The 16,472-nt window shown below is 41.4% G+C and carries 10 protein-coding genes; 7 read left to right on the top strand and 3 right to left on the bottom strand.

Features of this window, described 5'->3' with window-relative positions; translation table 11 throughout:
• Positions 1 to 2: 2 nt before the first annotated feature.
• Together FM107_RS12225 and FM107_RS12220 are read right to left on the bottom strand one after the other, a co-directional pair.
• The gene (locus FM107_RS12225) at positions 3 to 3,083 is read right to left on the bottom strand and encodes a TonB-dependent receptor (protein ID WP_086948799.1); all 3,081 of its coding nucleotides are present in this window, start codon (positions 3,081 to 3,083) and stop codon (positions 3 to 5) included.
• 23 nt (positions 3,084 to 3,106) lie between these two features.
• The gene (locus FM107_RS12220; RefSeq protein WP_086948847.1) at positions 3,107 to 4,483 is read right to left on the bottom strand and encodes an IPT/TIG domain-containing protein; all 1,377 of its coding nucleotides are present in this window, start codon (positions 4,481 to 4,483) and stop codon (positions 3,107 to 3,109) included.
• Positions 4,484 to 5,296: 813 nt separating this feature from the next.
• Between FM107_RS12220 and FM107_RS12215 the strand changes: the two genes are divergently transcribed.
• From FM107_RS12215 to FM107_RS20245, 7 genes are all read left to right on the top strand, one after another.
• On the top strand, positions 5,297 to 5,911 hold the full coding sequence (locus FM107_RS12215; RefSeq protein WP_086948798.1) for an RNA polymerase sigma factor: 615 nt from the start codon (positions 5,297 to 5,299) through the stop codon (positions 5,909 to 5,911).
• Between the two features lie 100 nt (positions 5,912 to 6,011).
• The gene (locus FM107_RS12210; RefSeq protein WP_086948797.1) at positions 6,012 to 7,118 is read left to right on the top strand and encodes a FecR family protein; all 1,107 of its coding nucleotides are present in this window, start codon (positions 6,012 to 6,014) and stop codon (positions 7,116 to 7,118) included.
• A 37-nt stretch (positions 7,119 to 7,155) separates the two neighbouring features.
• Positions 7,156 to 10,410: a SusC/RagA family TonB-linked outer membrane protein gene (locus FM107_RS12205; protein ID WP_086948796.1), complete on the top strand. Its 3,255-nt coding sequence runs from the start codon at positions 7,156 to 7,158 to the stop codon at positions 10,408 to 10,410.
• Between the two features lie 28 nt (positions 10,411 to 10,438).
• On the top strand, positions 10,439 to 11,956 hold the full coding sequence (locus FM107_RS12200) for a SusD/RagB family nutrient-binding outer membrane lipoprotein (RefSeq protein ID WP_086948795.1): 1,518 nt from the start codon (positions 10,439 to 10,441) through the stop codon (positions 11,954 to 11,956).
• Positions 11,957 to 12,015: 59 nt separating this feature from the next.
• Positions 12,016 to 13,911, top strand: coding sequence for an alkaline phosphatase (locus FM107_RS12195; RefSeq protein ID WP_179204473.1), 1,896 nt, complete (start codon positions 12,016 to 12,018; stop codon positions 13,909 to 13,911).
• Positions 13,912 to 14,191: 280 nt separating this feature from the next.
• Positions 14,192 to 14,758, top strand: coding sequence for an ATP-binding protein (locus FM107_RS12190; RefSeq protein ID WP_218778971.1), 567 nt, complete (start codon positions 14,192 to 14,194; stop codon positions 14,756 to 14,758).
• A complete protein-coding gene (locus FM107_RS20245) occupies positions 14,697 to 14,933 on the top strand; it encodes a Fic family protein (protein WP_373407999.1) in 237 nt (78 codons plus the stop codon). The genes FM107_RS12190 and FM107_RS20245 overlap by 62 nt, the downstream gene beginning before the upstream one ends.
• Before the next feature lie 535 nt (positions 14,934 to 15,468).
• Here FM107_RS20245 and FM107_RS12185 read toward each other — a convergent pair.
• Positions 15,469 to 16,472, bottom strand: a 1,004-nt coding sequence (locus FM107_RS12185; protein ID WP_086948793.1) for an IS4 family transposase, incomplete at its 5' end; no start/stop codon positions are given.

Below are 16,472 nucleotides of genomic sequence, written 5' to 3'. Positions count from 1 at the left end.
GATTATAAATTAATAGAGACTCCTGCTGAAAAAGTTCTACTTAATGGGTAAGTCTTACCCGTTGAACTTCCCAGTTCTGGGTCCCAGAGCTTAAAATTGGTGAATGTCAGTAGATTGGTGGCTATAAGAAACACGCGAACCTGTTTAAGATGTGCTCTGTTTACCAGCTTTTGAGGTAAAGAATAACCTAAATCCAATGTTTTTAACCGTATGTACGAACCATCTCGCAACCAGAAAGTAGACTTACGATAATTATTTGCATTTGCGCCGTATGTCAAACGCGGATAGTCAGCATTTGGGTCTTCATTTTCACCTAATATCCACCGATTACTATTTGCCATGTCCGACATGATATTTCCCCAATTTTCACCCAAACTAAACATATACACCGATGAACCGTCAATAAAATAAGTTGATTTCCCTACGCCCTGAAAATGCATATTTAAGTCCAACCCATTCCAACGGACCGACGTACCAAAGCCAAAGGTGAGGTTCGGTCTAGTGGTCGCGCCAATTGCTACTCTATCATCGTCGTTAATAATACCGTCGCCATTAACATCTTTGTATTTAATATCACCAGGCATCACTTCGCTAAATGTCTGTGTCGGGCTATTCCGAATGTCTTCATAGTCTTTAAATAAGCCTAAGTCGATTAATCCCCTTGCCTGGTTCACTCGGTTTCCTGCCTGGAGTTTATAGTCGTAAATTGTATTTTCTTCGTCTCGTTCTATAATTTCATTTTTACTATAGGTGATGTTACCGCGAAAAGTCAAATCCACTTGTCTTATTTTTTGTTTAAAAGAAAAATGGCTATCAAATCCTTGTGCTTCGACGATACCGACATTAGCGGATGTGTTGTTTTCTAACCCAACGAATCCGGGTAGAAAATTTCGACTCATATAAATTCCTTCACGGCGTTCTGTAAAATAATCGACCGACCCATTAAGCTTATCTTGGAAAAACGAGTAATCGATTCCCAAATCTTGTTTGGTCGCAATTTCCCAAGAAACGTTAGTAGCAGCAACGGACGAATAACGCATTCCGCTCCAAGAATCGGAAGCGTCAAAATCGCCAAAATTGTACCCGCCTCCATCCATTTGCTCGATCGTATACAAATACGGAAACCGAACATCACCTAAATTGTCGTTTCCAGTCTTTCCGTAGGAATACCGAACCTTAAGCATATTGATCCACTCGGCATTCTTTACGAAAGGTTCTTCGCCAATATTCCACGCACCTGAGATTGCAGGAAAGAAGCCGAATCGGTAATCTTTGTGAAAATTTTCGGAGCCAGTGTATCCGAAATTGAAATCAATATAATACCGGGATTTCCAATTGTAATTTACGCGTCCTGCCCATCCCTGAAGACGTCGTGCAATACCGTTTTTAAGATCGGTGCCGATATTTTGAGTGAATACTTTTGCCTGCTGATTATATTTAATTACACTTCCAAAACGATGATCACCGATACTACGGTTATAGTGTAATTCCCATTCAAAAAACTCTCGTTTTTCACCGTCTGAACCTGATGTTTGCGTCATTACCTTCTCTTCAAATATTCTTTTAAAGATTAATTCTCCGTCAGCATCTCGATAGCGGTTCGCATCCCATAATTCTGGACGTTTAGATCGGTTGATATAATTGTTATTATAGGTGTCGTAACCAAAGCGACTTACGAGCCGAAGTCCTTTCGTCAGGAAATTTAAATTTTGGTTTAAACTTAATGTCGTTTGAATATTATTGCTCCAATTTTCATTGTAGCCCGTCATTGTAGCCTGAGTCCATGGATTTATGCGGCCGTCACCATTATTGGGATCGTCGTCACCATCATCGTCGGCGGGTATTTTTCCGTCCGAGTATACAACGGGAGCAGTTATCGCGTTATATCCCATCAATGCTGTCCAAATAGCATCAGTTCCAACGCCTGGGTCATTTTGTTTACGTAATGATCCTGAAATACCAGCAGTTAACAATGTAGATTTTGTGATATCCATATCGACACTAAGTCGATAGGTATATTTACGGAAATTGGCGTTCGTGTTATAATCTCTTAATGCATCGTCCACATTATACATACCTTGTTGGTTCTGGTAACTTCCCGAAATGTAATAACGCGCCGTCTTTCCGCCTCCATTAATGTTTAGAATACTACGCTGGCTTTTTGCTCCATCACGCAAAACAAGGTCGCTCCAATCTACATTGGGGAACAGATCTGGATCCAAGCCCAGACGAAGTATTTCAAGCTCTCCAGATGAAAATAATGGCTGCTCATTCCGCGCAACTTTTGCCTCATTGGCCATAGAAGCATATTGATAACCATCAACAAATTCTGGAAGTTTCGTAAAAGTGTTATAAAAGCCTTCCACTTTAGCATGAATATTAACTTTTCCTTCTTTACCTCGTTTGGTTGTAATCAGAATAACGCCGTTGGCGCCTCTACTTCCATAAATTGCGGTCGCGGATGCATCCTTTAACACAGAAAACGATTCTATGTCTTCCACATTTATTTCATTTAAATCGCGTTCAAATCCGTCGATTAGTACCAAAGCAGCGTTGCTAGCGCCGAATGTCGAGATACTCCGTATCCAAAATTCTGAGATACTCCCTGGTCGACCTGAAGTTTGCATCGCCATTATACCTGGTACGACTCCTGCTAGTCCATCAGCAACGGAAGAAGAAGGGTTTGATTTGAGCTGCTCCACATCTACGGTGGTAATTGCTCCAGTTATAGCTATTTTTTTTTGCGCACCTGTAGCAGTAACCACGACTTCGTTTAAGACGCTTGCATCTGATTCTTTCAATTCGACGTTTATCTCCTTTTGAGTTTTCACTAATATTTCTTGCTTTTGGTAACCCAAATAAGTAAAAACAAGTGTTTGATACGAATTAACTTTTAGACTGTATTTGCCGTCGATATCGGTGATGGAACCTAAACCCGGAGTGTTACTTATCGAAACACTTACTCCACTAATTGGATGCTTATTTATATCTGTTACCGTGCCTTGAACAACGATCTCTACCTGTGCTATGGCATTAAATGGGATACCAAGGCACGCGATACATGCTAGTAAAATAATTTTCATAATTTTTGTTCTACTTTGATTGATTATTCTTCTCTAGCGATTTTTCGGATGAGATAATTGTTCGTGTCACCAATGTAAAAACACTCTCTTTCGTCATCGTAAGCAATTGCTTGTGGTTTATTAAAACGAGCTTCTGTTCGTAAATCGCCATCTGCGTATCCACTCGTGCCATTATTTCCGCGTCCGGCAAAGGTACCGACTCTCCCTTGTGGGGTTAAAATACGTATTGCATGATTGTTAGAATCACAGAAATAGAAATCATATTGGTCACCGCCAGCAGCGTCGTATTCTAAATTTTTCACAAAAACACCCTGTACAGGATTATGCAATCTCGCGCTAGTTCCTATTCCATCGGCATATCCAGATATTCCGGCACCTCCACAAATTGTGTAAGGCGTCTTAAAGGTCTTTTTCTCTCTATCATAGTCTGTTCGCATGATAAAATGCTTTTCATTTTCGATCAAATAAGCATAATCTCCAGAAGGGTGTATTACCATGCGTACTGCGATGCCACTATAAGGATTCGCAAACACAAGTTTATCTTCTTTTGATTCAAAATCGTATCGGCGTACGTCACCCGCTCTATATCTAGAATAGTATAACTCACCGTTTGGATGAACCATTGTTCCCTGGACACCACGGGCATAAACAGGAATAGCTTCCTTTTGGAGGAAATTAGAGTTTCTGCTAAATATGTAATTTCCATATTTAGTGTCACTGGCATGGTTGTCAGCAACTACCATATCTTGATCGCCATCTGCTTTCCAACTGATTATAGAAGTTCTTCCAAATCCTGTTCGAAAGTAACTGACATATTCATTTTCGAAGTCGATCAAACGGGAACTGTTACCATCGGCAGTAAAATATAAATGGTTTTTATTTTTTGGATCAAAAGAGAGCCACATTATCCCTTTAAAAGCACCGCAATCATTGAAGGGCCCTTCTTTTTCTTGGAAATCTGTTGAAACTTGATAGTATTTTCCGAGAAAGGTAGATACAAGCAGCTTTCTATTGTAGGAGAATGTCTCCTTCGACATTGCACTCGCTACTTCTTTATTCTGTTGATCGATAATTGCGATGTGAATATCCCCGTCATATGCTTTTTCGGGAATGGTACAATAAAGGCTATTATTCTTTATTCCAATAACCTTTGCGACTTTCCCTCCAATCGTTACTATAATTTTAGTCGGGTCGTTTCCGAAATTTTCTCCATATATAATCAGGTTATTTCCTACTCCTCCTTCTTTTGGATAGAAGTCTGTGATTAAGACCGGTTTAGAAGCATCAAAGCCGCCTTCTTGTGTTACCGTCTCTTTTTTACATTGCGTTAAAGTAAGCACGATCAATCCGAGCAATAATCGATGGATGTGCCAACACCTAACTTTGTTTTGAATTTGCATATACATATAGGTTTCGTCCGAAATACATCGGTTTAAATAAGGTTAGTTAATTTGTATTATTTGTACGATGGTTGTGTGCCAAAGCGTTGAGGTTTAATACCCTAAGATAGTAGTGGTCTTCTCGTAAATAATATTAATTGATATACAGTTATGTATATAAGTTATTAATGCGAAAGTATCTTTCTGAATTGAGCAGCTTAATTTCATAGTCAGTTCTTTCTTTTTTGGTTACAAGTATATTTATTAACGTATTTATCTAAATCGTCTGTTATTGAGGATATTCATAATCGAATTGTTGTACGCGTGCGGTACGTTTTGATCTAAATCGCTCCATCGATTTACGCTGCAAATTTATAATTGGTTCAATATCATTAATATTGCAAACGGTGGCATTTTTTGAAAGGAAATTTCGTGTTACTTTCTTTAAATATCCAAGAGCTAAAGTACAGACTCTGGGTGGAACTGTTTGATCAAGATTTTGTCGAATCGTATCAATTTTTTTTCTGGTCTTATGTAGGCTTCGGCGATTGTTATTAATTTGAAAATCGAGTTAGTCACATTCTACGTTTTAAATCTGTAGAAATGATTCGTGGGCAATTATAGTTTAAAGGGGGCTATGTGCTACACCGTTTAAATTTCAGCAATCCTGTATTCTTATTGCGTTAGCCTATAAACGCCAATCAGGAAATGTAAAAAATAGTATATAATCGAATTAACAAAAATATAATATGGATTAGCCGTAGGTCGGATGCTGAAAAGGATATTTTTGCTTCGGTCGAAAGTACTGGTAAATGTCTAGCATGACGCAAAACAATGAAAGATAATTTTAAATCATTTGGGGAAGTCAAAGAACTCCTCCAGCTAAACCATGGATGTGAATCATCATTCACAGCAATTTACCATCGTCACCAACAAAAAATATATTCGAATATCTTAAAAATAGTACACTCGCCTGAGTATGCACAAGAGATTTTACAAGATGTTTTCCTTAGTCTTTGGCAAAATCGATATAAGATAGATAAAGACAAATCCGTTGCAAGCTGGCTTTTTGTCGTGAGTTTTAATAAATCAATGGACTTTCTCAAAAAGAAATTACGTGACCATATCGATTTTGTAGAGGACTACGATTCGTTGTACCTAGATGTAGAGAATGGGCACGAGCAAGATGAAATCCTACGCGGACAGCTACAACTATTGGAAGAAGCTATCGACAAATTATCTCCACGTAAGAAAGAGGTTTTCCGCCTGCACCGTTACGAAGGATATTCCAAAGAACGTGTGGCAGAGACGTTGGGTTTATCGGTAAACTCGGTCTCAGAATATCTTAAACAGGCCAATAAGAGTATTAAACAACACATAGCGACCAGTAATTCCTATGCTTATGGGAATAGTGTGCTAGTTCTAGCCTGTGCATATATCTATCTGTAAAACAAACGGTATGCGTGTGTTGGTTTGTTATTAATGTTTTAATAATAATTTGTTAACTACTGACCCTATTGCCGTTTGAGTTAACCCGTCGTATTTACGTATGATGGGAAACAACATACGAAATAGCATCCATTCTTTTTGGAAAGGTAAGCTAAAACAGGCCGAAGCGAAAGATTTACTCGATAAAGTTGAGAACCAGCAGTCGGACTTACAGCGTCAGCTAAAATCGGAGTTTGGTGAGCAGCAAGAAGACCAAGAATTGCTCAGTTCGGATCAGTCCTACAAATTGTTGCAGACAATCCGCAGCCGAGCAGGTATACACGGGCATGTTAGAAAAATTTATCCTTATAAATGGATTGCTGCAGCTGCTGTGTTGGTAATCCTCGGTACGTTCGGCACCTACTTTACCCTTCAGAATTCGAATGACTATACAACAGACGCTATTCACACCTTAATTGCGTCAAACAAAATCTATACGGTTTCCTCGTCGTATGACACGGTCCGATATGTGTTGTGCGATGGTTCCACGATCGTGCTCTCACCACATAGTACCATCCGTTACGATAATGAATATGGTAGCGCAAACCGCCAAATAGAGCTGATTGGCGAAGGAAAGTTTGCCGTGCAGCGTGACAGTCTGTTACCCTTTGAAGTGAAGGCAAATGGATTTACCACGACAGCGCTCGGTACGGAGTTTATTGTTGACGGTAGAAAATTAGCGAATACAACGGTACACCTGTTATCAGGGAACGTGGTGATCCGTTCCACCAATGAGGCAAGAATGCGAATCCGGGACACGTACTTAACCGTTGGAGAGATGTTACATATAGATGAGACCCGTAAAATAATGGTGAGGGAACCTGCTGTAAAAGTAAAACTGGATACACAATCAGAAATCGTAGATCAGCATATATCCAATAGCCTTACCGGTCAACCGAAAAACCTTCGATTTGTAAGAAGTGATTTAACAGAAATAATTCGTCAGGTCGCTCAAAAATTTGATACACGTATCATCCTAGATCCAGCGGTGCCGCGCAACTTGACGTTCACCGGTGAGTTCTCTGCGCATGATGATTTGGCAACGATTTTAAATACCATCTGCCTAGTTAACGATCTGCAATATATAAATGAAAGCGCTAATCAAGTGCTAATCCGTTTAAAAAATAACATACGGGCACCGGAAGAGGAAACATATGAAATAAAGTAAATGAATCACAAGTAAAAACCAAACAATAACAATTTCTATGAAACTAAACAGATTTTATCATTTTTTATCATTGCTATGCCTAGTTTATATGTTCTTTTGTGTTGGAGAACTACAGGCGCAGCAAACCGGACAAGTGAAGGGGCGTGTGCTCGATCAGGACGGGAATCCATTGAGTGGGGTTTCGGTTTCAACTAAAGACGAACAACGCAGTGCGGTTTCTACAGCCTCGTACGAGAATGGCGTCTTTGAACTACGCAATCTACGGGTCGGCAGGCGTTATAATATCGTATTTTCACGTGTTGGCTACCAAAGTCACGTCGAAACCGAGTTTCTGGTAAGTGCAGATGACAAAAATTCGTTACTCGTTCGTTTGATCGAACAGTCGTCGTCGCTTGAGGAGGTTGTCGTAACTGCGCTCGGTATCACACGGGCATCGAAATCGGTTGGGTTTTCGGTACAGCAGGTGGACGGGAATAAGATACAGGAAGCACATGAGACTAATTTAGTGAACACGTTGAGCGGGCGCGTGGCGGGCGTACAGATTACAAATTCCTCTGGCGGTATCGGAGCTTCGTCCAATATACAGATCCGAGGACAGAACTTTGTGAGCGGCTATAATTACAATAATTCACCGCTATTCGTGGTTGATGGTGTTCCGGTGAGTAATAACAACGAACAATCGACACGAGCTTTTACTGGAAGACAGGATTTTAATAACCCCAATTTTACAGGAGGGGAAGGAGAGGTTGATTATGGAAACGCGGCAGGGGAAATTGATCCGAATGACATCGAAAGCATTTCGGTACTTAAAGGCCCTAACGCTGCGGCATTGTATGGTTCACGTGCATCGAATGGTGTTGTATTGATTACCACTAAATCTGGTAAAGACGCGAAAGGCGTTGGAATTAATTTTAATACACATGTGGATTTTGGAACACCATTGAAACTTCCTGATTATCAATATGAGTATGGTCAGGGCCGCTACGGTAACTATGAATATGTGGATGGTGCGGGTACCAATCCAGGAAAGTTTGATAACGTTATGGAAAACTGGGGCCCATCCTTGAATGGTCAATTGATAAAGCAATGGGATTCGCCAATTGATCTGGCAACCGGAGAGCGCATTGCAACACCTTTTGTCGCACATCGTGATCAATTGAAAGATTTCCTGCAGACTAGCAAAACTTTTACAAACAGTTTATCGATATCTAATAGCAACGACAAACTCAATTACCGTTTTTCGTATACCAATCTGTCTCAATCTGGTATGGTACCAAATACGGATTTAAGCCGAAATTCGCTCGGAATGAATGCGGGGTATCAGATTGTCCCGAATTTAAGATTGGACGTGGTGATGAACTGGGTTAATAGTTCGAGTGATAACCGGGCAAGTTATGGCGCTAAGAATGATGAATCCGTCATGCGAATGTTTTTATATATGCCGCGTAACTTAGATATGAATTCGTTGAAAGATTACTGGCGGCCGGAAAGTAACAATACCGAACAAAATTCTCCAATCTTTAATATGAATGGTACAATTTGGAACAACCCATATTTTGTCGCTTACGAGAATCTGAATGGTAATAATAGGGATCGCGTATATGGTAATGTAAAGGCCACATACGACATTCGCCCAGATCTTAAGTTGATGGTGCGTTCGGGAAGAGATTTTTACAATGATAAGCGGACGATGAGACATGCAAACTCATCGAGTCAGTATAAGAATGGTTACTATCAGGAGGACGATGTCTATTTTATTGAGTCCAACCACGACATGCTCTTGAGCTATAGTCCGGTTTTGCATTCAGATTTTTCTTTCGACGCTTCGATAGGTGGTAACTTAATGTCGCAGATTTCAAAGCGTTTAGGGGCAATTGCTCCGCGCCTAGCAATACCGAACGTGTACAATCTGACCAATAACGGAGAACCGTTGTTAGCGGGGAACACCTATCAGGAAAAACAGATTAATTCCATTTACGGAACCAGTCAGATCGGTTATAGGGATATGGTCTTTTTAGATATAACTGGCCGCAACGACTGGTCGAGCGCATTACCAAAAGCCAATAATTCCTATTTCTATCCGTCGGCCTCCCTGAGTATAATCGCCTCTGAACTGTTTGGATGGCGTAGCGAGCAACTCAATATGTTAAAAATTAGGGGTGCGGCTTCTTCGGTAAGAAGAGATTTGGAACCGTATCGTACCCTGCCTAATTTCATGGTGACGCAAGGATGGGGGGGAGAGACAGTGGCTATTCATAATAACAATTATCCTAACGAGAACATTCGTCCCGAAAAGGTAGTGTCCTACGAATTTGGATTCGATTCTAGATTCTTTAGCAATCGACTGGGGTTGGATCTCACCTATTATAAAAGTAGAACAACCGATCTAATTATCCCTGTAACGCTCAATCCTTCGGCGGGTTACGATACCAAACTGTTGAATGTGGGTGAGATGACGAATCACGGGTTAGAGCTTATGGTGAGTGGAACGCCGATACGCAGCAACAATTTTTCGTGGGATATCTTCGTCAACTATTCTTTCAATCGAAATAAGGTGATCTCGCTAGCTGAAGATCAAGGTATTTCCCGTATTCGTCAGTTGGAACGTTGGGCATCCCTGGAGCTACGCTCCGAAAACACAAAAGGTGACGGGTCGTCGGGCTCTCTTTATGGCGATTATCTTATTTATGATAACGATCAGTTAGTGCACCGCAATGGACTCCCGCAGGAAGAGAATGGTGATTGGGGATACCTGGGAAATGTCAATCCGAAATGGATAGGTAGTATAGCTAACGATTTGAGGTATAAAAATTGGAATCTTAATTTCTTGTTCGCAGGCCAAAAAGGAGGTGTAGTACATTCCCGGACATTTATCGAAGGAATTGGGGCAGGAAGTCTTCCTGAGTCATTACCATTTCGGGATGAAAATGGTGCGGGAACAATCGTTGGGGAAGGGATCGATATCGATACGGGCGAGCCGAACAGCGTAGACATCCCCGTGCGTGATTATTGGCAGGCATACTATAATAACGACCGTATTGCAACATTCGACGCCTCTTACCTCAAACTAAGAGAGGTAAAGATAAGCTATAGGTTGCCGCAACGCATATTGCGACGAACGGCGATTAAAGCGGCTTCGGTATCGCTTATCGGTAGAAACTTAATGCTATGGAGTGATGTACCGCATATAGATCCGGAAGTTTCGGCATACGACGGGCAGTTTGTCGGCGTAGAGGCAATGTCCCTTCCATCTATGCGTAATTTTGGGATGTCGATCAATGTGGCTTTTTAGCTGAGTTTAAAATATAAAATTATATAATATGAAAAATTATTTCGTTTGTCTGGTAATTGTAATGCTATCCTTTCAGGCTTGCCAAAATTTCGAAGAAATTAATATAGATCCAAATAATCCGGCAGTTGTGCCCGTCGAGATGCTGCTACCACCGATTATTAGTGGCAGTGCAAATACTATGGTAGGAAGTGGTCGTCGAGCTGGGCAGTACGTCCAACATCTGGCTTATCCTGGTGGAACTAGTGAAAACGATGGACGCTTTAATCTCACAGGAGCAAGCTGGCGTGAGGAGTGGAATAATGCAGTACGATTAATTAAAGATATTAATCAAATGAAACTTCTAGCGGAGCAAAACAACCAGCCGGCATACATCGCGCTGGCATATATCAATAAGGTATACGTTCTCTCACTGGTTACGGATGCATTTGGCGATATTCCATATGACGAAGCCGGCATGGGAAATATCGATGGAATGGAATTTCCGAAGTTTCAGGCCCAAGAAGAAGTTTATCAACGGATGTTAGCAGACCTAGATTCAGCCAACAATCTTTTGGCAGAACTTCCCCAAGGAACGTCGATTAGTCGAGATATTCTATACGATGGCGAGCTTCAGAAGTGGCGAAAATTCGCAAACACGCTAAAAATCCGTATATTAATGAGGCAATCGGCAAAAAAAGATGTGTCGCAGCAAGTATCGGAAATATTCAACAATCCGGACCGTTACCCCATATTCGCTAATGTAGATGACGGTGCGACTTTAGTATATAATAATTCGAGCGATTTTTATAATTGGTATATTCAGAATCCTTCTTCGGATGGAAGCGGTGTTGACTTTTCGGATAATGCGAAAGTAAGTGATGTAATGATTGGATTGCTAGTGAAAGGAGGGGATCCCCGCTTGTTTATTTACGCCGCGCCGACTAGAAATTCGTTTTTGGCAAACGGGAGTTTGGAATACCGAGGACAGACCGCTGGGTTGAGTTCCGCCGAGCAGGAAGCATTATACGAACGTACAAATTACACCGATGGCGATTTTTCGGTAGTAGGACGCCGCATAAGACGAGACAATCGCGCATTCTTAATGACCTATAGCGAACTGTTGCTGTTAAAAACTGAAGCTATTCAAAGAGGTATGGGAGTTTCGGGGCAGGCTAACGAAATATATAAAGAGGCTGTAGAGGCGTCCTTTGATAAGTGGAAACAAGTAGGCAGCCAAAACCAAACGCAAAACCCTTATATCAGTGATAATCAGCGGGAAGAATATTGGTCAAATGCAGAAAATCAATACCAATCCGAAAAAGGACTTACAATGATTGCTGAGCAATATTTTGTGGACAGCTTCCTAAATGGCTTCGAAGGGTGGGCTTCCTGGCGTAGAACAGGTATTCCCGAAATCAAACCGGGAGCCTCAGTGCGGGCAGAGATCCCCGTACGTTATGTGTATTCCGATAACGAGCAAAACAACCCGAGCCTAATCGAATGGGTGCAGGAGCATATGGACGGAACGATGCCGGATCAAAATGTAAAGGTTTGGTTCCAACCGTAGCAGAAAGATTCGATCTAGTAAATAAGAAAAAGTTAACTAAGACAAGAAAAATGATTCGAATGAAAAAAGTATTTTTTATGGCGCTTGTAGGCGCCGCAAGCCAGATTGCTGTACCTACCGTTGCGCAGGTTAAGCCAACAAGCTACCTGAAAAACCTGCATTCACATAATGATTATACAAGAAACCATCCGTTTGCATTAGCGTATGGATTGGGGTTTGGGTCCATAGAAGTCGATCTCTTTTTAAAAGACCGTAATTTATATGTGGCACATGAATACGAGGAAATTACGCCCGAGAATACTTTTGAAAGGTTGTATCTGGAACCGATAATAGCAGCATTTGAAAATACTACCGATGGATTCTTGTATCCCGAAAATGGACGGTTGCAGCTCTTGATTGACCCCAAGTCCGACGGGCATGCGGTCTTGAAATTGTTATCGGAGAAGCTTCAGCCCTATAGAGATCTGTTTGATAGTAAAAATAATCCGAAAGCAGTAAAAATCGTCATTAGTGGAAATCGTCCAACACCCGAAGAATTCCATCTCTATGATAATATCTTCTATTTTGATGGTGAGTTTAATAAAAATTACACGACTGCGCAGTTAGAGCGAATAGGACTCTTTAGTGCTCCGTTTTCACAATTATCGATGTGGAATGGCTTGGGACGGTTGACCCGTCAGGACTCGATAACGGTGAAAAATGCAATAGATTCGGTACATCGCCTTGGCAAGGAAGTAAGATTTTGGGCAGCGCCAGATACCAAGACGACATGGTATGAATGGATGAAGTTTGGTATTGATTATATCAATACCGATCAGCCTATGGCTGCCGCTGAATTCATGCGATCATATTCAAAGAACAGCTTTTCGAATAATGTCTTTTACAAGACCTATTTGCCCAAAAAGAAAAGCAACGCTTCTGTTGAAAGGCCGAAAAATATCATCTTGCTGATCAGTGATGGAGCAGGCTTGTCACAACTTTGGGCGGCCGCCATGGCTAACAAAGGGCAGTTGAATGTATTGAATATGCCGTATACGGGTTATCTATTCACGAGTTCTACCGATAATTATCACACTGATTCAGCGGCAGGGGGAAGTGCGTTGGCAACAGGGGTAAAGACTCGGAACCGATTTATCGGTGTCGATACAACCGGTAGGCCTGTGGACAATTTACCCGACTTGATCGCAAGGGCGGGTATGGTGGGTGGAGTAGTATCAAATGACGGTATTACGGGTGCGACACCATCTGCTTTTTACGCGCATGTCCGCGAAAGGAATAACGCAGATAGTATTGCTGCTCAGCTCGTAGATTCAAAATTATCTTTAATGGTTGGTGGATCGGCTAAGGAATTTGCTACTGCAGATAGTTTGGTGATTAAGCAACTGCGAGAAAGAAATGTAGAGATTGTAGATGGGGCTGATCATATCGCACGTTCAAAAAGCGATCGTCTGCTGGTATTTGCCCAAGATCAGGTAGATCGGGAATGGAATAAGCTTCGTGACGACCAAAATGAAGCACATACAGCGTATCGCTTGATTGAAGATGTTTTTCGTCCTTCGGTATCTTTTTTAGAAGATAGAAGTGCGGATAAAGGGTTCTTTTTGATGGTTGAAGGCGCGAAGATCGACGGAGGCGGCCACAGTAATTCTATTCCGTTTACCGTGACAGAATATCTAAGTTTTGACCGCTTGGTCGGCCAGGCATTGCAGTATGCAGATCTCAATGGCGAGACCTTAGTACTCGTCACCTCAGATCACGAAACCGGAGGTTTAGTGCTATTAGATGCCAATAGACAAAAAGGACAGGTCTTGGGTAATTTTGCTACTACAGACCATACCGGGATCCCCGTTCCGTTGATGTCATATGGTCCGGGAGCAGAAATTTTTCAAGGATTTTTGGACAATACTGATATTGTGAAGCGAATTCGTCAATTGCTCGAACTGCCATCTAAATAGGGGTATGACTTATTGCAATAAAGGGGCAGCTTAAACTAAATTTGAGACGCCCCCTTTTCAATTTGCACCAGTTCATTATCCCAACCGATCGCCGTTGGTATGTTTGGTTTATGTATGCAACATCGACGTAGCTATGGCATTCTAGCGATTAAGAACCCAACTTTCTCATTCGTCTAGATGAGAAATAACATTTTTATTATTGAATTCGGGACAATACAATATTACGACTAACCTTAATTTAAATATATGACGTCATTGCTGTCCACTTAAAATAAGCTGATTGACACCTGTTAAACAAACTGTGCTTTGGCATTTCTGTAATCTTCGGGTTGACTTGATTGAAAACAATGAATACGGTTTTTGTTCACTGATCAAGGCAACGAAAACTGTGTTGGATAAAATAGAATTGGAAAATCGGACGGAAACGCAGATTACATCCAAAGAAAGGATTGATAAACGGCTCTGGAATCCGGTTGCTATTCGCGAAGCTATTATTAACTCGATCATTCACAATGATTACACCCGTGAAGTGCCACCCAAGTTCGATATTTTTTCAGATCGGATCGAAATTATATCGGCAGGTAGGTTGCCAGAGGGGTTGAGTGAAGAAGATTTCTTTGAGGGCGTATCCATTCCGAGAAATCGAGAGTTGATGCGTGTTTATAGAGATTTGGAGCTGGTGGAGCAACTCGGCTCTGGCGTACCACGTATTTTGGAAAGTTACGGTAAGGAATGCTTCCGCTTCATGGGATACTTTATCCGGATGATATTTCCGATTTCGGAAGGTGTCCCCCCAAGTCTCCCCCCAAGTCGAAAGATTTCTGGCAGTATTTACGGGAGAGCATAGCAGAGAGGGTTTGCTGGGCTTTCTTGGCTTATCGGACCGAAAAAACTTCCGTGAGAAATATTTAAATCCGGCGATTAAAGCAGGGCTTGTCGGATTATTAGACCCTGATAATCCAACTAGTAGCAAGCAGCGCTACGTATTAACTACGTTAGGCAAACATATGGGCAATAAATAATCTATACAATTACATCTTCGATAATCGGATAAAGATCCCATATATCAAATGTTTCCGAAGAATATTATCTAGAAATGATTGAGTGGAGCCGACATACATATGCTAGCAATGCTCTAAACAACGGTAAGCCATAGAATATGTAAGTAAGTTGCTTGCGCTACTATACAGCAAACACAGGTATATGCAAAAATCGTAAGTGAAGAGTTGGGTAAGGTTGTAGATGAGCATGTAAATTAATTATTAAAACTTATGTTTTCTGCGAGTTTTAATAACTCTTAAATTCTAGTGGATCTATAAGCTCATGATTATCAAAAAGTCGTAGAATCATTAAAACTTGTAAACAATTAAAGTTTTAATGATTTATTGAATGTCTTTGCACTATGAGAAATTACACAAACCGCAAACAATACCTGTCTAAATTATTAGCCTATAAAGATAAAGACCTTATCAAAGTAGTTAGTGGATTACGTAGGAGCGGAAAAAGCACCTTATTTGAATTGTATCGTCACTAGTGTCCCATTAAAATTGGGACGTTTTAAAAATTAAATAAATTTGGCCCATTAAGGTCCGTTCGTTCTTTGTCATATTGAAATTTAGTTTTGCTAAAGAGCTCTCGCAGGTTCGCTTTATCGGTGAGGGAGATGCTTAATATCTGTAGCACTTCGTAAGTGCTTCTGTCCAATTTCATATCGTGCTGAACGATGGCCACCAGGCAGTAGGTGCAGATGGCGGCATAGACCTGGATCCGGACGGCGTTCTCGGTAATGCCCCAGAATTTTTTGATTTTAAGGTGCTGTTTCAGCCATTTGAAGAACAGTTCTACCTGCCAGCGGTTCCTGTAAAGATCCGCGACTTGCAGGGCTGATATATGGGTGGCATTGGTCAGAAAGACGAACTCTCTTTCCTGTTGTTCATCCCAGTATTTGACCAGCCGAAGTGCTCCTGGATAGTACTGTTTCGGGTAAAAGCCGGTCAATCCGATCGTTAGATCTGAAAGCACATTTCTGGGCAATCTGCGTTTCCATTTGATGGTTTTGTACTGCAGATTAGTCTTTGCCCTGATCACGAAGTAAGCTCCTATCTGATGGATTTTATACAACATCTTAAAGTTGTTGTAAGCCCGGTCAAATATGTAGTATGACCCTGATTCATAAGGGATTTCTTTCATAGCCTTTGAGTCGTGAACGGAAGCTTCCGTGAAATGAAAGAATGCCGGTATCTGCGTTTCCACATCATACAATGTGTGTACTTTGATACCACCCTTTCTCCGGCGGAACTTTGCCCACCAGAACACGGAAAGGCACAGATCGATCGTTGTCGAATCGAAAGCATATACGTTCCCACCCAACTCGAAGATGTTGGTGGCTCTGGTCTCTCTGGCCTGGTTGACCAAGTAATAGGCGTACTCCTCGAAGATATGGTAATCCCTATCCTGGTTGGCTCTGGCTAACGATGATCTGGAGACATTCTTGCCCATTCCCAGATGATAGCATTTGGATTGGTGGGCATCAAGTGCGATCACCAGATCCCGGAGACTTT

This window comes from Sphingobacterium sp. JB170 (assembly GCF_900163865.1).
GTDB lineage: Bacteria > Bacteroidota > Bacteroidia > Sphingobacteriales > Sphingobacteriaceae > Sphingobacterium.
Note: the sequence above shows the minus strand (reverse complement) of the source record. Positions and strands in the feature narration are given on the sequence as shown.